We start from the raw sequence: 17,418 nt of genomic DNA on the forward strand, positions 1-17,418 counted from the left end.
CTTAAGGATGACGGCGGTAGTAAAGCGTCACATCTTCGTTATTGTCCGAGGGGCGACGAATGGTGCGGACGCGTGACCATTCGCGCAGGTCAACGACATCACCCAAGTCGGGGCGTAGATCGTTATCTACCAATAACCACGTGCACTTACGCTGTTGCTCCAGTGTGCTCATTTCAACCACTTTGACTTGGAATCCGCCGTGGTAATGAAATGCTGTCATCTGCCCCATGTCTAGACCATAGGTTAGGAGGCAAGCTTCTTTGATTTGACTTGCATCTTGTTTGACCATGATCTCTTCGATTTGTTGTACCCAAGGTTTGTAACTTCGAGCAAAGTTAACAAGAGGAAGCCACAGCGTCAAAAGCAGAAGCCAGCACAAGGCAGTGCCACCCGCAGGTAAAACCAAACTTTTCCATAGTGCATGGCGATGTTTAGAGGTTCGCCATTTCACGAGCCAAATCCACGCAATGGTTCCAGTGATGGCGATAAGGAATGCGAGCCAACCAAAGCTAGGCTGAAAGCCTGGAAATAAACGCGCCACATTGGCTGCAGGTTGTGTTGGCCATCCCGTCTGCATCGCAATCCAAATGACCCAAATGACGATGCTGCATCCTGAGAAAAAAAGCAGTGTGAACCAGTCAATTAGTGCTGCGACACTGCGTCGCAAAGTGGGTAATGCAAAAGCCGCCAAGCTAGCGAAGGCTGGTAAGGATAGAAGCAATGTTTGATCGGAAGAGCGCGTTAACAACGCTGTCGCGACGATCAAACCTATGAACCACATGGGTAAAACCAAGTGACGACTCCAATGCACAGATGTCCATTGATGACGCCAACGCCACAAGGTCCATGCAGCCAGTGGCCAAGCGGGCCATGTGAACCATGACATAAGTCGAAACAGGCTGCGCCACTCTTGCCAGTTGCTGAGCTGAGGGAGTAAACGCCAATGCCACACGTCAGTTAACGTAGCAATCATGGCCACAACTGCGCTGATGGCCAGCAACAAAAGTGCATGTTGACGTGCTGTTTCGACAGTCGTGCTTCTTTTGTCAAGCAGACAGAGCAAGCCGCTTCCAAGTGCCATTAACACTGCGAAGCTTGGTGCGCCACTCAGGCATAACCCGATCAATCCAATACACAGTGCGCTTAAGCTGTAGCGCGGGTGATAGGGCAATGCAGCTACACCGTAAAACGCGCAGCTGACGAAGCCCAGTTGCGTGAGTATCGGACTGGCCTCGTGTGACAGGAGCGTTAATCCTAAGCATGCGATGAGTGCGAGAACTGCACCGTCCGCAATTGTTCGCGCGTAGTCTTTGGGTTTGGCTTCACCGCCAAAAGCAAAAGGAACAGGCTGCGCTTGTGGGCTTAAAGCAAGGTAATAAACACCATGCCAAGTGGTGGTTAGTGTGATCCCCAGCAAAATAGCAAAAGGTATGCGCGCGGCAAGTCCGGCAGACATCCACTCTGGCGCTATTTGGATGGCCCACGCTCCCAGCCAGTAGGGAAGTAATGCGTCAAGCTCGGGCGCTTGGCCCCAAACGTTTGGGTTAAACCAATCGCTAGCGCCTTCGGCAAGGGCCAACATATGTCCGAAAGCTGTGAACTCATTGCCCTTCCATGGTTCTCTGCCAAACAAACCAGGCAAAACATATGCGGCACAAAATAGCCACAGTGCTACGCGTGGCAAGCGACGCACAGCACTTTGCGGAACGATAGCAGGTGTAGTTTGGGTCACGTTTTTAAAATAAAAAAGGCAGCACGGAGGGCCGGGCTGCCTTGTTTGAAGTGAGCGCGTGGCTTACTTGGCGATGGTTTTGCCGTACTTGTTGCGGAAGCGTTCGACGCGGCCGCCCATGTTATCGACAGACTTTTGTGTACCTGTATAGAAGGGGTGTGACTCGCTGGTTGTATCCAGCTTGTACAACGGCAATTCGCGGCCGTCTTCCATGGTGATCATTTCTTTTGTGCTAGCGCATGAGCGTGTCACAAATTTGAAACCGTTAGACATGTCCATGAAACAGATTTCACGGTAGTTAGGGTGAATGCCTTCTTTCATCGCTTTTCCTTGAGCAGCTGCGGTAGCCACGCCGACCTATTTCGACACACTTTCCGCAAAACACCTGATTATGCCATGAAGAATAGGTTTTTATTGCAACATACCCAAGGCAAACGGCAGGCTAAGCATGCCTAAAAGTGTAGAAATTGTCACTAACCCAGCCACAAATGCTCCGTTGTAGCCCATTCTGCTGGCTAAGACATAGCAACTTGATGCGGTAGGGAGCGCAGAAAAGGCCAGCAAGACGCTGGTTTGGGTGCTGTCCAGATCAAACATTCGAGCAAGCCCCCAGGCTATCAATGGTGAGATAAGGTGACGTATGAGCAAGAGTGCCACGGCTAAACTTTTTGCCTTCATCAGGTGCCCAAATTGCATGCCAGCACCTGCAGCCATAAGTCCCAAGGCTAGGGACGCGGCTCCCATGCGTTGCAGCGTGGGCTCCATCCAGTTAGGCACATGCAATCCAATGATGTTGACAATCAGTCCAGAAGCAGTGGCCAAAATTAACGGGTTGCGAATCAGCTCTTGCCCAAAGCTTCGCTGTGCATGTTTTGCCATGGGCCAAACGGCGGCCACATTGAACAACGGCACACATACACCGATCAAGACAGCGATCAGCAGTAATGCTTGCGGTCCTGCAATACGTTCAGCCAAAGCCAAGGCTATGAATGAGTTGAAGCGAAATGCCACTTGGGCGCTTGAGGCATGCAATTGCGTGTCGATGTACTTTTTTAGTAATGGCAGCTTAGGGATTGAATATGACAAAGTAATACTACTGACACCCAGAAGCAAACCCGCCATGATGAGGTGAGAAGCTGCCTGCAAGTCCAACGACGTCCGTACGATGGAGTTGAAAAGCAAGACGGGAAACAGAAAAAAATAAACCAAGCTCTCAACTTGCTCCCATACGGTACGGTTGAGCGCTGTGTATTTACATACTAAATACCCGCAAAGAATGAGCGAGAAGTCTGGGAAGAGGAGTTGAGCGTAATTCACGAGACAGAGAATAACCTCAGTTGAATTCGAGATTGTCTGGAATGCGATTAATATGCGATTGAGGTTTAACTAAACGCACTGTTTGAGGAGAGTTGCCCATGCTTCGTCGCCAATGTTTTGCACTTTCACTTTTGGCCATCACAGGGGCTGCTTTTGCGCAAGCCTATCCAAACAAAGTGATTCAACTACAAGTGCCATTTGCCCCTGGTGGCACCACAGACATCATTGCGCGCACCATTGCAGACCCGTTGGGCAAAGCCTTAGGTCAAACCGTTGTGGTGGTGAATAAAGCAGGTGGTGGCGGCGTGGTCGGCGCCAATGAAACAGCTAAGGCAGCCCCAGATGGGTATTCTTTGGGCATGGCCACAGTTTCAACCACAGCAGCCAACCCCGCGATCAATGCCAAGATTCCGTACAACCCATTGACTGATTTTTCACCCATCATCAATGTGGCGGCGACCCCCAACATCATTGCTGTACATCCCAGTTTTCCCGCCGCAGACTACAAGGCGTATGTGGCTGAGCTCAAACGTTCCCCTGGCAAATATTCGTATTCATCGTCCGGAACAGGCGGCATTGGTCACTTGCAGATGGAGCTTTACAAGAACTTGAGCGGAACATTTGTGACTCACATTCCTTATCGTGGGGCAGGCCCCGCGTTGAATGACACCGTAGCTGGACAAGTGCCAATGATTTTTGATAACTTGCCTTCCGCGCTGCCTTTCATCAAAGATAACCGCTTGGTGCCTATTGTGGTGGCGGCTCCGCAGCGGTTGGCTGTGCTGCCTAATGTGCCAACTTTCAAAGAAGTAGGGCTAGAGCCTGTCAACCGCATGGCGTTTTACGGCATCTATGGGCCCAAAGGCATGCCCAAAGACATTGTGGATAAGATCAACGCAGGGGTTCGCAAAGCGCTCGAAGACCCAGCCGTCCGCAAACGTATTGAGGACACAGGCTCACTGATTGTGGCCAACACCCCGGAGCAATTTGGCGCCCAAATCAAAGCCGAGTTCGAGGTGTATAAACGCGTGGTGAACGAGCAAAAACTAAGTTTGGATTGATCTTTTGACTCCACTCCAGGCATCAGCTCCTGATGCCAATATAGATATCTTCATTGATGCGCTTTGGTTAGAGCACGGTTTGGCACCGAACAGCCTGGCAGCTTATCGGCGCGATTTGAATTTGCTGTCTGCATGGTTGAACGCCAAGGGGACGCATTTGTTAGCGACTCAAGAGTCAGACTTGCAGCAGTACTTTGCTCATCGTCATGCCGAGACCAAAGCGACCAGCGCCAATCGTCGCTTAACCGTGTTCAAACGTTTTTACCGATGGGCCCTGCGTGAGCGCATGTTGTTGGCTGACCCGACGTTGAAACTACTCACAGCCAAGCAACCTGCGCGTGCGCCCAAAAGTTTGACTGAGGCGCAGGTGGAGAGTTTGCTCAACGCGCCCGATGTGTCCACCGGTTTAGGCATGCGCGACCGCGCGATGCTGGAGTTGATTTATGCCAGTGGTTTGCGGGTAAGTGAGTTGGTCGACCTCAAAACCTTGCACGTGAGCTTGAACGACGGTGTGTTGCGCATCATGGGTAAGGGAAGTAAAGAGCGCTTGGTCCCGTTTGGCGAAGTGGCGCGTGATTGGTTGCAACGCTATTTGAATGAGGCGCGTCCAGCGCTGTTGGCGGGCCATCAAACCGAAGCGTTGTTTGTGACGGTTCGCGGTAAAAATGCAGGTGAATCCATGACGCGTGCCATGTTTTGGCAGCTCATCAAACGCTATGCCTTGCAAGCGCAAATCCATGTGCCGATTTCACCGCACACCTTACGCCATGCGTTTGCCACACATTTGCTCAATCACGGGGCCGACTTGCGCGCCGTGCAAATGTTGCTTGGGCATGCCGATATTTCCACGACCACCATCTACACCCACATTGCGCGTGAGCGTTTGAAGAGTTTGCATGGCCAGCACCACCCGCGCGGTTGATTCAACTACCTAGCAAATAGCTTAGCTCTGCTTCTGTAAAGCCCGCACGTTTGCGGGCTTCTTCGTTGAACGGCGGACGAAGTTTAGGGGCGTCATAGCGCAACACCAATTCGCCATAGAGTGATACTGGATCAAGGCCACGTTGTTCGCACAGCCAGCGGTACCAGTGATTACCAATCGCCACATGGCCTACTTCGTCGCGCAAGATGACGTCCAGCAGTTCGACAGTTTGCAATGCGGCAGGTGTGGCCGCTTGACGCAGTTTGGTTTGAATGAGTGGGGTGGCGTCTAAGCCACGGGCTTCTAGTGTGCGCGGTACCAGCGCCATACGGGCCAGCACATCGTTCGCAGTCTTCTGACACATGTGCCATAGACCATCGTGGGCATCAAAGTCGCCATAGGTGTAGCCCATGCTGCGCAAATGCTTGTGCAACATGTCAAAGTGCTGCGATTCTTCATAAGCTACGCGCAACCAGTCGGTATAAAAAGGCTTGGGCATATTGGGAAAGCGCCAGACGGCATCCAAGGCCAAGTTGATGGCGTTGAATTCGATATGACAGACCGCATGCAACAAAGCGGCTAAGCCATCAGGCGTGAAAGGCGAGCGTGTGGGCACATCCTTGGCGAGAATCAATCGCGGCAGCGCAGGGCGGCCAGGCATGGCCAAACCAGCATCTGCAGTGATGAGTTGAGTTTCTTCTAAGCCTATATGGCTTTGTTGTGTCCATAGTGATTGCACCGCCTGGAATTTTTCATCGGGGTCGCACAAGTAAAGGGCACTCAGGGCTAGGGGGCGTAGGCTCATCCTTACAATTGTAAAAACCAAAATCACAGGAGACTTTCATGGCTGTTTACCAACTCGATACGCTGACCCCAGACATTGCCGACTCGGCCTGGGTGGCTGACAACGCCCAAGTGATTGGCGATGTGCACATGGCCGTCGACAGCAGCGTGTGGTTCAGCAGCGTGGTGCGTGGCGACACGGCTACCATTCGCATTGGCGAAGGCACCAACATCCAAGACGGCAGCGTGTTGCACGCTGATGTGGGCATTCCACTCACCATTGGCAAGCATGTGACGGTGGGGCACATGGTTCAGCTGCATGGCTGCACGATTGGTGATGAGTCGTTGATTGGCATTGGGGCTGTTGTGCTTAATGGCGCAAAGATTGGTAAGAACTGTTTGGTCGGCGCGGGCTCGCTCGTGACCGAAGGCAAAGAGTTTCCAGATGGCTCCATGATTTTGGGAAGCCCTGCCAAGGTGGTGCGCGAGCTCACTCATGAGCAAATTGAAGGGTTGCGCCGCAGTGCGCAACACTATGTGACTAACAAAAACCGCTTCAAAGCGGGTTTAAAGAAAATTGCTTGATGTCTCAACTGCATAAATTTTTGTTCGATGGTTTGCCCGTGCGTGGCATGTTGGTGCAGCTCACCGATGTGTGGCAAGAGGTGCTCAAACGCCGTGCGGCCAATGCCGAAACCGGCGCTTACCCAGAGGCAGTGCGCCATCTGCTGGGTGAGATGACGGCAGCTTCGGTGCTGATGCAATCGAACATCAAATTCAACGGTGCCTTGGTGATGCAAATTTTTGGCGATGGTCCTTTGAAGCTGGCCGTGGTCGAAGTACAACCCAACCTGAGCTTGCGTGCTACGGCCAAAGTGGTGGGCGAGTTGGGCGATGCCAGTACCTTGCCCGAGATGGTCAACGTCAACAACGAAGGCAAATGCGCCATCACGCTCGACCCGCTCAATAAAATGCCAGGCCAGCAGCCTTACCAAGGTGTGGTGCCTTTGTTTGACGATCATCGCAACAAGCTCGACAAGTTCAGCGATGTGTTGCAGCACTACATGTTGCAAAGTGAGCAGCTTGACACCACCTTGGTTTTGGCCGCGAACGACACTACGGCGGCTGGCTTGTTGATCCAACGGTTGCCCATCAAGGGTGAGGGCAATTTGGCCGCCAAGGCGAGCATGGAAGATGAAGACGAAATTGGTCGTAGCGAAGACTACAACCGCATTTCTATCTTGGCATCAAGCTTGACCGCCGATGAGTTACTGAGCCTCGATGCCGAAACGATTTTGCGACGCTTGTTCTGGGAAGAAAAACTCGTGCGCTTCGAGCCACTCACGCCCAGCTTTGCCTGCTCATGCAGCCGCGAGCGTGTGAGCAACATGATTCGCAGCTTGGGCACTGAGGAAGTGGAAAGCATCTTGGCCGAGCGTGGCGAGGTGGAGGTGGGCTGCGATTTTTGTGGCGAGCAATACCGCTATGACGCGGTGGATGCAGCTCAAATCTTTACTGGCACACCAACGCCCCCACCAGCACCCTCATCGCTGCAATAAGGCGGCTCAGCCTTTGACGAGGCTGGTGAACAAGCGGTGTTCACAGTCACCGTCACCGCAGGTCTCACACGGGCCACTCCAGCGTGTGGGCGGCTCTGGGCGTTCTAGCTGCTTGGCCCAGTCTGGTGCTTGGCGGCCAATGCAAAACAAAGCGTTTTCTAAGCGTTGCTCGCCAGTGCCGTAAACCACTTGGTAAGGCTGGCCAGCCAGGCCCAACATGTGCCGCACGGCTGCATCGACGGGTTCACGCACGTGTGGGCCATCGCGTTGCAAGCCGTCACTCACCCAAGGCAAATCAAGTCCAGTGAGCAGGGTGACGTTGTATACCGATTGATGCGCCAAGGCCATGGCATTCAAGCTCTCGTCGTTGAACAGCATTTGGCTATAGACAGCCGTCATCAAAGGGGTTGTGTCCGCAATCACCACGGCATGCGCTGGCGTTGCCAGTACGCGTTCTATTTGCGTTTCGACGATGTGCAACTGTTCGTCTTGGCGAGGTGTCCGCTGGTGGGCGTCGCACCATTCGCGCAGGTATTCGTCGACGCGGTACACGGTTAAGCCTGACTCTTGTAAACGCGCGCTAAGGGCCAAAGCCAGCTGTGACTTGCCTGTGCTTTCAGCGCCGAGCAGAGCAATTTTCATGCGGCTTCCACTTGGGCGTGCTGGGCCCATGTGCGCCAACCCACCGCACTGAGTGCAATGAATGCGAGGTAGAGCAGGGTGGTGAGCCACAAGCCCTTCCAGGCAAAAAGCCCAGCAGCCACGATGTTGACGATGATCCAAACCGCCCAGTTTTCTAAGCGCTTGTGTGCAAGCAAATATTGGCCTACCAAACTAAAGGCAGTGGGGAAGGCGTCCCACCAAGGCACATCGGTATCGGTGAAGTTCAGTAGCACGGCACCCGTGCTCAGCCAAAGCAAGCTGCCCATCAAAGCCAAGGTGAAGCGCTGGCGCGCAGGCATGCGTGTGACGGGCAAGGCGGAGCCCTGTATGCCGCGCAGCCACACAGTCCAACCCCACAAGGCCAAGACGACGAAGAGCACTTGCAACAGCGCATCTCCATACAAGCGTTGGCTCCAAAACAAAAAGAAATACAGCACAGAGCTGATAGCGGCCAAAGGCCAACCCCAATGCAACTCAACGATGTTGCACACGATCATCGCGAAGGCCAGCAGCACAGCGATGAGTTCAAGCCAAGAAGTGTCGAGGCCCCAAAGGGTGAATGCGGTCGAGAAAAGGAGTTCGGTCACTTCGCGATTTGCACGAAGACTTCGTTCGGCTTGACCATGCCGATTTCAGAGCGTGCACGCTCTTCGACCATTTCCAGACCGTCTTTGAGGTCGTGGAGTTCTGCGCTGAGGCGGTCGTTGGCCAGTTGCGCGGCAGCGTTTTGCTGCTTTTGATCCTTCAATACCTCGCGCAGACGGATCACGTCTGGCAAGCTGCCGCGACCAAACCACAGCTGGCCCTGCAGCACAAGCAGCAGGGCAATCAGCACGAGGTGGAGTGGGCGCAGCATGACCAGCGATTAACGCAGGTTGTAGAAGGCAGAACGACCTGGGTACACCGCCACGTCGCCCAAGTCTTCTTCGATGCGCAAGAGTTGGTTGTACTTGGCCATGCGGTCAGAACGGCTCATCGAACCTGTTTTGATTTGACCGGCGTTCAAGCCCACAGCGATGTCAGCAATGGTGCTGTCTTCAGTTTCACCAGAGCGGTGGCTGATCACGGCGGTGTAGCCAGCGCGCTTGGCCATCTCGATGGCTTCGAAGGTTTCGGTCAGGGTGCCGATTTGGTTGATCTTGATGAGAATCGAATTGGCGATGCCTTTGTCGATGCCTTCTTTGAAGATCTTGGTGTTGGTCACGAACAAGTCGTCACCGACGATTTGCACTTTCTTGGCCAAGCGGTCGGTCAATACTTTCCAGCCGTCCCAATCGTTTTCGGCCATGCCGTCTTCGATGCTGATGATGGGGTACTTGTCGCACCAAGTGGCCAGCATGTCAGTCCATTGCTGGGCCGTCAATTGCAAGCCTTCGCCAGACAAGTGGTACTTGCCGTCTTTGTAGAACTCGCTGGCAGCGCAGTCCAAACCGATAGCGATTTGTTCACCTGCGGTGTAGCCTGCAGCAGCAATCGCATCCAAAATCATTTGGATGGCAGCTTCGTGGCTGGTGACGTTCGGTGCGAAACCACCTTCGTCGCCCACGGCAATGCTCATGCCTTTGTCATGGATGATTTTCTTCAAGGCGTGGAACACTTCAGCGCCGTAACGCACGGCTTCGCGGAATGTCGGTGCGCCTACGGGGATGATCATGAACTCTTGCAAGTCCAAGTTGTTGTTGGCGTGTGCGCCACCGTTGATGACGTTCATCATGGGCACGGGCAATTGGTTGCCATTCATGCCACCGAAGTAACGGTACAAAGGCAAGCCAGACTCTTCAGCCGCTGCGCGGGCCACAGCCATGGACACAGCCAACAAAGCATTGGCGCCTAAGCGGCTCTTGTTATCAGTGCCATCGAGGTCAATCAAGGTCTTGTCGAGGAACGCTTGCTCAGAAGCGTCCAAGCCCAAAATGGCTTCAGAGATTTCGGTGTTGATGTGCTCAACCGCTTTCAACACGCCTTTGCCGAGATAACGGCTCTTGTCGCCGTCGCGCAATTCGATGGCTTCGCGGCTGCCTGTGGAAGCGCCTGATGGCACAGCAGCACGACCCATGGTGCCGGATTCCAACAACACATCACATTCCACGGTGGGGTTGCCGCGGCTGTCCAAGATTTCACGGGCGACGATGTCGACGATAGCGCTCATTTGTGTTTTCCTATTTCAAGTTTTAAAAGGGGTTTGTGGCTGCGTGCGTGGCACTCAGGCCTCAAAGTTGTTTTCTAAGAAGGGGCGTTTTTTGGTCACGGCATCGAGCTCGACCAAAGTTTCCAGCAAAGCTTTCATCTTGTTCAATGGCACGGCATTGGGCCCATCGGACCAAGCTTCTGAAGGGCAAGGATGGGTTTCCATGAACAGACCAGCCACGCCTGCGGCCACGCCTGCGCGGGCCAACACAGGCACCATTTCACGAGCACCACCGCTCACAGTGCCTTGGCCGCCCGGCTTTTGCACTGAGTGGGTCACATCAAACACCACAGGCGCGCCGGTCTTGCGCATTTCTGCCAAGCTGACCATGTCTGCCACGAGGTTGTTGTAGCCAAAGCTCACGCCGCGTTCGCAGGCCAAGAAGTTGTCTTCGGGCAAGCCAGCTTCACGTGCGGCGTCGCGGGCTTTATCAATGACGTTTTTCATGTCCCAAGGGGCCAAGAACTGGCCCTTCTTGATGTTCACCGGTTTGCCCGATTGCGCGACAGCGCGGATGAAGTCGGTTTGGCGGCACAAGAAGGCGGGTGTTTGCAACACATCAACCACGCTGGCCACGGTTTTGACCTGCGATTCGTCATGTACATCGGTGAGGATGGGTAGGTGCAATTGGCGACGCACTTCGTCGAGGATCTTCAAGCCGGCATCCATGCCCACGCCACGCTTGGTGCTGCCAGAGGAGCGGTTGGCTTTGTCGAACGAGCCTTTGTAGATCAATGGAATGCCCAAGCCCGAACAAATCTCTTTGAGCTGACCAGCCACGTCGATGGACATTTCCAAGCCCTCGATCGAGCAAGTGCCTGCGATCAAAAAGAAACGTTGGTTCAGGCCAACATCGAATCCGCAAAGTTTCATGGTGTGTCCTGTTTTCTAAAGTTAGGCTTTAGCCAAAGCTTTGTGGTCCAACGCCGCCTTGACGAAAGCGTTGAACAAGGGGTGACCGTCCCATGGGGTCGATTTGAACTCGGGGTGAAACTGCACGCCCATGTACCAAGGGTGCACGGTTTGTGGCAGCTCGACGATTTCGGTGAGGTGCTCGCGCTGTGTGAGCGCTGAAATCACCAAGCCCGCTTTGCGCAATGCGTCGAGGTAGTTCACGTTGGCTTCGTAGCGGTGGCGGTGACGCTCGGTCACCACATCACCATAAATCTTGTGGGCCAAGGTGCCGGGGGCCACATCTGAGCTTTGTGCGCCCAAACGCATGGTGCCGCCCAGGTTGGAGTCGGCCGTGCGGGTTTGGATGCTGCCGTCTGCGTCTTTCCACTCGTTGATGAGGGCGATGACGGGGTAGGGGCCGTCTGGCACAAACTCGGTGCTGTTGGCGTCTGTCAGGCCTGCCATGTGGCGGGCATATTCGATGGTCGCCACTTGCATGCCGAGGCAAATGCCAAGGTAAGGCACTTTGTTTTCACGAGCGAATTGGGCTGAAGAAATCTTGCCTTCCACGCCGCGAATGCCAAAGCCGCCGGGCACAAGAATAGCGTCGAATTTGCCGAGATCTTTGACATTTTCTTGTGTGATGAATTCAGAATCCACGTACTCGATCTTTACGCGTGCATGGTTCTTCATGCCAGCGTGGCGCAGAGCTTCGTTGAGCGATTTGTAGCTGTCAGACAGATCGACGTACTTGCCCACCATCGCAATGGTGACTTCTTCTTTGGGGTTGGCCACTTCGTGGACCAAGTCGTCCCAGCGTTGCAAGTTGGCCGGTTTGGCGTTGATGCGCAACTTGTCGCACACCAAGTTGTCCAGCCCTTGTTCGTGCAACATGCGAGGCACTTTGTAGATGGTGTCCACATCCCACATCGAGATCACACCCGATTCAGTCACGTTCGAGAACAGGCTGATTTTTTGGCGTTCTTCTTCAGGAATTGGGCGGTCGGCACGGCACAGCAGCGCGTCAGCTTGGATACCGATTTCGCGCAATTTTTGTGCGGTGTGTTGTGTTGGCTTGGTTTTGAGTTCGCCAGCGGCGGCGATCCAAGGCACGTAGCTCAGATGCACAAATGCGGTGTTGTGTGCGCCCATCTTCAGGCTCATTTGACGAGCGGCTTCGAGGAAGGGGAGGGACTCGATGTCACCCACTGTGCCGCCGATTTCAACAATGGCCACATCCACGGCTTCAGGCGTGTCATACGCGGCCCCGCGCTTGATGAACTCTTGAATTTCGTTGGTGATGTGCGGGATGACTTGCACCGTTTTGCCCAGATAGTCGCCACGGCGCTCTTTGTCGAGCACGCTTTGGTAAATCTGGCCCGTGGTGAAGTTGTTGGCCTTTTTCATGCGCGTCGTGATGAAGCGCTCGTAGTGGCCTAAATCGAGGTCGGTTTCTGCGCCGTCTTCGGTGACGAACACCTCGCCGTGCTGCAGCGGCGACATGGTGCCTGGGTCTACGTTGATGTAGGGGTCCAGCTTGATGAGGGTGACTTTGAGGCCGCGCGACTCAAGGAGGGCGGCGAGTGAGGCGGCTGCAATTCCCTTACCTAGGGAAGAGACAACACCGCCGGTGACGAATACAAATTGGGTCATGCCAGATCGGGAGACTGTCTCCCGGTAGGTGGAAATCGAAATTATAGGCGCTCTGCTACATTGCGAGCCATGTCTGATCTGTCAAATAAACACATTGTTTTGGGTTTGAGTGGTGGCATCGCTTGCTACAAAGCAGCGGAGCTGTGCCGTGCCTTGGTCAAAGCTGAGGCGACGGTGCAAGTGGTCATGACTGAGGCTGCAGCCCAGTTCATGACGCCTGTGACCATGCAAGCCTTGTCCAACCGGCCGGTTTATGTCTCGCAATGGGATGCGCGTGAGCCCAACAACATGGCGCACATCAATTTGAGCCGCGAGGCCGACGCCATCGTGGTGGCACCTGCCAGCGCCGACTTCATGGCCAAGCTGCTGCACGGTCGCGCCGATGATTTGCTCAGCCTCATGTGCTTGGCCCGCCCGATTGAAAGCGTTCCCCTGATCTTGGCTCCTGCAATGAACCGCGAAATGTGGCAGCACCCAGCTACCCAGCGCAACATGGCGCAACTCAAGGCTGATGGCGCGCATGTGCTGGACGTAGGCCAAGGCGAACAAGCTTGCGGCGAAACGGGTGATGGCCGCATGTTGGAGCCCGAAGAAATTTTGGAAGATCTGATTGTGTTCTTCCAGCCTAAAGTTTTGGCAGGCCAGCATGTACTGGTGACGGCTGGACCTACGTATGAGGCCATGGACCCTGTGCGTGGCATCACCAATTTATCCAGCGGCAAGATGGGCTTTGCTATAGCTCGCGCTGCACGCGAAGCAGGCGCTGAGGTGACCTTGGTCGCTGGCCCTGTGCATCTGCCTACGCCGCGCGGGGTGCAACGTGTGGATGTGCGCTCGGCTTTGGACATGCAAGCAGCAGTGGCTCTGCATGTGGATGCGGCATCTTTGTTTGTGGCAACGGCGGCCGTGGCCGATTGGCGCGTGGCCGATGTGGCTGGGCAAAAGATCAAGAAAGACGGTTCGGGTCAATTGCCGCAACTTAACTTCATAGAAAACCCAGACATCTTGGCTGGCGTGGCTCAGTCAGCCCGCGCCAAAAGCGGCGCTTTGTATTGCGTGGGTTTTGCGGCCGAGAGTCATGATTTGCTCAAGCACGCCACGGCCAAACGCGAGCGCAAAGGCGTGCCGTTGTTGGTGGGCAATATTGGCCCTGCAACCTTTGGGTTGGACGACAACGCCTTGTTGTTGGTGGACGCCCAAGGTCATCAAGAAGTGCCGCATGCCAACAAACTTACTTTGGCGCGTCAATTGGTGGGCGAGATTGCTAGCCGCTTGAAAGCTTAATTTTTCACACTCACTTTTTCATTGAAGCAACATGAAACTCGACGTCAAAATTCTTGATCCCCGCATGGCCGACCAATTGCCGCAATACGCCACGCCTGGCAGCGCTGGCTTGGATTTGCGCGCTTGTTTGGATGCCCCCATCACGCTAGAACCCAATGCTTGGCAATTGGTGCCTACGGGCATTGCCATCCATTTGGCTGACCCCTCTTATGCTGCGCTCATCTTGCCTCGTTCGGGTTTGGGCCACAAACACGGCATTGTGTTGGGCAACCTCGTCGGGTTGATTGACAGCGACTACCAAGGCCAACTCATGGTCAGCGCTTGGAACCGCAGCGATGTGGCATTCACGCTGGAGCCGATGGAGCGATTGGCTCAGCTGGTCATCGTGCCTGTGGTGCAAGCTCAGTTCAATGTGGTGAACGAATTTGCAGCGCCCACTGAGCGCGGTGAGGGCGGTTACGGCTCGACCGGTAAGAAGTAAATCAGTGCAACAAATCGTTGCCCGGTGCTTGCGCTTCAATCTTGAAAAAGCCAGTGCCCAAAGTGCCGCGCTCTTGTTCCTCTTGCGTGGCCTCGCGCACCGATTGCACATCGAGGTGAATGCGAATCGCAATGCCTGCCAGTGGGTGATTGCCGTCTAACACCACATGCTCGGGGTAGAGCTCGGTCACGGTGTAGAGCAAGTCTTGTGGCGCATCGGGGTTGCAGCCCGCGGGCAGAGCGTGACCCTCAACCGTGTGACCTTCTTCCAGCTCTTTGGGGAAGCGCGAGCGCGCTTCTAAAAACACCAAGTTTTCGTCGTAGTCGCCAAAGGCTTCTTCGGGTTCGAGCTGCAAATCGATGTGGTCGCCCACGCTATGGCCTTGCAGGGCTTCTTCGATTTTGGCCAGCAAGTCATCGCCGCCCACCAAAAATTCGACTGGGCTGTCCAATTCGTCCAGCACCTCGCCCAAAGTGTCTTTCAAGGTCCAAGTTAAGCCGACCACGCAGTGTTGTGTAATTTCCATAAGGCAAAATTGTCGCACGATGAATGTGAACAAACCCCTGACCCTGCTCGGCGGCATCAGCCCTGCCGAATTTATGAGCACCTATTGGCAGCGCAAGCCCTTGTTGGTGCGCCAAGCCATCCCCGAATTCAAAGCCTTGCTCAGCCGTCCTGAGTTGTTTGACTTGGCTGAACAAAACGAGGTCGAGTCTCGCTTGGTCATCGGCGCCAACGGCGGCAAGCGCGACTGGCAGATGCAGCGCGGCCCCTTCAAGCGCCGCGCCATCCCCAAGCTGACCGAGCGTGATTGGACCTTGTTGGTGCAAGGTGTGGACTTACACGACGACCGCGTGGCTGCTTTGATGCAGCAATTCCGTTTCATCCCAGACGCCCGTTTGGACGATGTGATGATCAGCTATGCCACCGAAGGCGGCGGCGTGGGCCCGCACTTTGACAGCTACGACGTGTTTTTACTCCAAGCTCACGGTCAACGCCGCTGGCGCATTGGTCGACAAAAAGACCTGTCGCTCGTACCCGACATGCCGTTGAAAATTTTGGCCAATTTCAAGCCCGAACATGATTGGGTGCTCAACCCTGGCGACATGCTCTACTTGCCACCGCGTTATGCGCACGATGGCATTGCACAGGGCGAGTGCATGACGTACTCAGTGGGCTTTCGTGTACCTCAAACCGGCGACTTAGCACGTGAGTTGTTGGTGCGTTTGAGCGAAGGCGCTGAAGATGCGGCAGGTTGCGATTTGTACAAAGACGCTACTCAGCCTGCTGTGTCCAAACCTGCTGCCATGCCTGAAGGTTTGGCTGAATTTGCGAAATCAGCCCTGCAAAAAGCATTAAAAGATCCTAAAGCGCTGCAACGCGCTTTGGGTGAATATTTGACTGAGCCAAAAGCCAATGTTTGGTTTGAAATTGGTGATACGCCCAATAGACTCAAATCCGTGCGTTTAGACCGACGAAGCAAGATGATGTACGACGCACATCACATCTTTTTGAATGGTGAAAGCTGGCGGGCTGCAGGCAAGGATGCTGCATTGATGCGCCAATTGGCTGATGCGCGGGAATTAACGTCAGTAGATCTGGCCAAAGCCAGTACAGAGGCGCTGAGTTTGATGATGGAGTGGTGTGATGATGGTTGGCTCCATCCTGGTGCATCAAAACCGTGACTTTGACGTGCAGCTGACAGCCGCTTTGATAGGTCATAGGAATTACCCTATAATCCTGCTCTGAATTGAAGAGCTCGAGCTCCTTAGTTTGGTTGTGGTGAAAGCCACAGCAATTTCCGGAAATTGTTTTCATCCCCCCTTAAGGAAAATTCACATGAACAAGTCAATCCTGTTGGCATCTTTGTTGGCTGCTGCCGCTCTCGTCGCTTGCGGCAAAAAAGAAGCTCCTGCTGTTGAAGCCGCTCCTGCTGCTGCTTCTGCTGCTGTTGAAGCTGCTTCTACTGTGGCCTCTGAAGCCGCTGCTCCAGCCTCTGACGCTGCTAGCAAGTAATCAGTTTTCAAACTGAACGCAAAAGCCACCTTAGGGTGGCTTTTTTTATGGCTGCATCAAAGTGATATTTAAACTTGTACCCATTTTGAGCCAGAGCTTGGATGAGCCACATCAATATCCATCAAGCCGCATCCCAACGCAGCACTCAAACTTGCGCGCGCTAATTCAGGCGTGTTGTTTCGCTCACTCAAATGCGCGGCTTGAACATAGTCCAGTTGGTCATGTTTGAGGTGACTCAGGAGTTCAGCAGCAGCTTCATTGGCCAAATGCCCCCACGGCCCTGCCACACGTTGTTTTAAAAAACTTGGGTAACCCGAAGCTTTTAGCAAGTCTGGATCGTGGTTCGCTTCTAATAACAAAGCATGGCATCCTTGCAATGATTCGATCACGTGTGAAGAGATGTGTCCCAAATCGGTGACCACGCCCAAGTGCCGGTCGCCATCGCTGCATCGCAATTGCAATGGCTCTCGAGCGTCGTGAGGTACTGTGAATGGAAAGGCTTGCAAGTTGCCAATTTCAATCGTGCATCCGTCACGCGCTACATTCAGCAAGTGTTGGTGTGCGGTCCAAGCCTCATCGCTGACAGCTAGCCAAGTGCCTTGACTCATCCAAAGTGGCGTTGAGTAGCGATTGACCAAACTGCGTGCGCAGCCTATGTGATCGCCATGTTCGTGGGTGATGAAGATGGCGTCAAGATCCTCAGCGCATGTACCTGCTTCGATCAGTCGCGTTTCTAGATCGCGTAAGCGAAGGCCGCAATCTATGAGTAGTCGGGTGGTGTGAATGCCACTTTGAACTTCTACCAAAGTGGCATTGCCAGTGCTGCCGCTACCTAAGCTTTTAAAGCGCAACATGGCGCATGCTT

The 17,418-nt window shown here is 54.1% G+C and carries 20 protein-coding genes; 8 read left to right on the forward strand and 12 right to left on the reverse strand.

Annotation, left to right across the window (positions count from 1 at the left end):
* Position 1: 1 nt before the first annotated feature.
* The 3 genes from B9Z35_RS04785 to B9Z35_RS04795 form a co-directional block, all read right to left on the reverse strand.
* The gene (locus tag B9Z35_RS04785; RefSeq protein ID WP_108282479.1) at positions 2-1,732 is read right to left on the reverse strand and encodes a hypothetical protein; all 1,731 of its coding nucleotides are present in this window, start codon (positions 1,730-1,732) and stop codon (positions 2-4) included.
* Positions 1,733-1,795: 63 nt separating this feature from the next.
* Positions 1,796-2,053 carry a type B 50S ribosomal protein L31 gene (locus B9Z35_RS04790; RefSeq protein ID WP_104800388.1) on the reverse strand — a complete coding sequence of 86 codons (258 nt, stop codon included), beginning with the start codon at positions 2,051-2,053 and terminating at the stop codon, positions 1,796-1,798.
* A gap of 90 nt (positions 2,054-2,143) precedes the next feature.
* Complete coding sequence (locus B9Z35_RS04795) at positions 2,144-3,049, reverse strand: AEC family transporter (RefSeq protein ID WP_108282480.1); 906 nt, start codon at positions 3,047-3,049, stop codon at positions 2,144-2,146.
* 98 nt (positions 3,050-3,147) lie between these two features.
* Between B9Z35_RS04795 and B9Z35_RS04800 the strand changes: the two genes are divergently transcribed.
* Both B9Z35_RS04800 and xerD read left to right on the forward strand, forming a co-directional pair.
* Complete coding sequence (locus B9Z35_RS04800) at positions 3,148-4,110, forward strand: tripartite tricarboxylate transporter substrate binding protein BugE (RefSeq protein ID WP_108282481.1); 963 nt, start codon at positions 3,148-3,150, stop codon at positions 4,108-4,110.
* On the forward strand, positions 4,106-5,032 hold the full coding sequence (xerD, locus tag B9Z35_RS04805) for a site-specific tyrosine recombinase XerD (protein ID WP_370444114.1): 927 nt from the start codon (positions 4,106-4,108) through the stop codon (positions 5,030-5,032). Before B9Z35_RS04800 ends, xerD begins: the two co-directional genes overlap by 5 nt.
* 1 nt (position 5,033) lies before the next feature.
* On the opposite strand, the gene B9Z35_RS04810 is transcribed toward xerD, so the two are convergent.
* Positions 5,034-5,837 carry a ferritin-like domain-containing protein gene (locus B9Z35_RS04810; protein WP_108282482.1) on the reverse strand — a complete coding sequence of 268 codons (804 nt, stop codon included), beginning with the start codon at positions 5,835-5,837 and terminating at the stop codon, positions 5,034-5,036.
* Between the two features lie 38 nt (positions 5,838-5,875).
* Between B9Z35_RS04810 and B9Z35_RS04815 the strand changes: the two genes are divergently transcribed.
* Positions 5,876-6,400 carry a gamma carbonic anhydrase family protein gene (locus B9Z35_RS04815; RefSeq protein ID WP_108282483.1) on the forward strand — a complete coding sequence of 175 codons (525 nt, stop codon included), beginning with the start codon at positions 5,876-5,878 and terminating at the stop codon, positions 6,398-6,400.
* Positions 6,400-7,374 carry an Hsp33 family molecular chaperone HslO gene (locus tag B9Z35_RS04820; RefSeq protein ID WP_108282484.1) on the forward strand — a complete coding sequence of 325 codons (975 nt, stop codon included), beginning with the start codon at positions 6,400-6,402 and terminating at the stop codon, positions 7,372-7,374. Before B9Z35_RS04815 ends, B9Z35_RS04820 begins: the two co-directional genes overlap by 1 nt.
* 6 nt (positions 7,375-7,380) lie before the next feature.
* Here the strand turns inward: B9Z35_RS04820 and B9Z35_RS04825 are convergent, their stop codons facing one another.
* Genes B9Z35_RS04825 through B9Z35_RS04850 form a run of 6 tightly spaced genes read right to left on the reverse strand, consistent with a single transcriptional unit; the run spans position 7,381 to position 12,772 of the window.
* The gene (locus B9Z35_RS04825; protein WP_233246466.1) at positions 7,381-8,016 is read right to left on the reverse strand and encodes an AAA family ATPase; all 636 of its coding nucleotides are present in this window, start codon (positions 8,014-8,016) and stop codon (positions 7,381-7,383) included.
* Positions 8,013-8,624: a nicotinamide riboside transporter PnuC gene (gene pnuC, locus B9Z35_RS04830; protein ID WP_233246467.1), complete on the reverse strand. Its 612-nt coding sequence runs from the start codon at positions 8,622-8,624 to the stop codon at positions 8,013-8,015. Before pnuC ends, B9Z35_RS04825 begins: the two co-directional genes overlap by 4 nt.
* Positions 8,621-8,893, reverse strand: a complete 273-nt coding sequence (gene ftsB / locus B9Z35_RS04835; RefSeq protein WP_108282486.1) for a cell division protein FtsB — start codon at positions 8,891-8,893, stop codon at positions 8,621-8,623. The genes pnuC and ftsB overlap by 4 nt, the downstream gene beginning before the upstream one ends.
* Positions 8,894-8,902: 9 nt before the next feature.
* Positions 8,903-10,186: a phosphopyruvate hydratase gene (eno, locus tag B9Z35_RS04840; RefSeq protein WP_108282487.1), complete on the reverse strand. Its 1,284-nt coding sequence runs from the start codon at positions 10,184-10,186 to the stop codon at positions 8,903-8,905.
* A gap of 54 nt (positions 10,187-10,240) precedes the next feature.
* The gene (kdsA, locus tag B9Z35_RS04845) at positions 10,241-11,098 is read right to left on the reverse strand and encodes a 3-deoxy-8-phosphooctulonate synthase (RefSeq protein WP_108282488.1); all 858 of its coding nucleotides are present in this window, start codon (positions 11,096-11,098) and stop codon (positions 10,241-10,243) included.
* 21 nt (positions 11,099-11,119) lie between these two features.
* A complete protein-coding gene (locus B9Z35_RS04850) occupies positions 11,120-12,772 on the reverse strand; it encodes a CTP synthase (RefSeq protein ID WP_108282489.1) in 1,653 nt (550 codons plus the stop codon).
* A 69-nt stretch (positions 12,773-12,841) separates the two neighbouring features.
* On the opposite strand from B9Z35_RS04850, the gene coaBC reads away from it, so the two are divergent.
* Both coaBC and dut read left to right on the forward strand, forming a co-directional pair.
* A complete protein-coding gene (gene coaBC, locus B9Z35_RS04855) occupies positions 12,842-14,056 on the forward strand; it encodes a bifunctional phosphopantothenoylcysteine decarboxylase/phosphopantothenate--cysteine ligase CoaBC (protein ID WP_108282490.1) in 1,215 nt (404 codons plus the stop codon).
* Between the two features lie 31 nt (positions 14,057-14,087).
* Positions 14,088-14,537, forward strand: a complete 450-nt coding sequence (dut, locus tag B9Z35_RS04860) for a dUTP diphosphatase (RefSeq protein ID WP_108282491.1) — start codon at positions 14,088-14,090, stop codon at positions 14,535-14,537.
* 1 nt (position 14,538) lies between these two features.
* Here the strand turns inward: dut and B9Z35_RS04865 are convergent, their stop codons facing one another.
* Positions 14,539-15,063, reverse strand: a complete 525-nt coding sequence (locus B9Z35_RS04865) for a peptidylprolyl isomerase (protein ID WP_108282492.1) — start codon at positions 15,061-15,063, stop codon at positions 14,539-14,541.
* 19 nt (positions 15,064-15,082) lie between these two features.
* Between B9Z35_RS04865 and B9Z35_RS04870 the strand changes: the two genes are divergently transcribed.
* A complete protein-coding gene (locus B9Z35_RS04870) occupies positions 15,083-16,222 on the forward strand; it encodes a cupin domain-containing protein (protein WP_108282493.1) in 1,140 nt (379 codons plus the stop codon).
* A gap of 154 nt (positions 16,223-16,376) precedes the next feature.
* Positions 16,377-16,553, forward strand: a complete 177-nt coding sequence (locus tag B9Z35_RS13025; RefSeq protein ID WP_199219765.1) for a hypothetical protein — start codon at positions 16,377-16,379, stop codon at positions 16,551-16,553.
* Positions 16,554-16,621: 68 nt separating this feature from the next.
* On the opposite strand, the gene B9Z35_RS04875 is transcribed toward B9Z35_RS13025, so the two are convergent.
* Positions 16,622-17,407 (reverse strand): MBL fold metallo-hydrolase, encoded by a 786-nt coding sequence (locus tag B9Z35_RS04875; RefSeq protein ID WP_108282494.1) that lies wholly within the window; start codon positions 17,405-17,407, stop codon positions 16,622-16,624.
* Positions 17,408-17,418: the final 11 nt, after the last annotated feature.

The organism is Limnohabitans sp. Jir61 (genome assembly GCF_003063545.1).
Taxonomy (GTDB): domain Bacteria; phylum Pseudomonadota; class Gammaproteobacteria; order Burkholderiales; family Burkholderiaceae_C; genus Limnohabitans.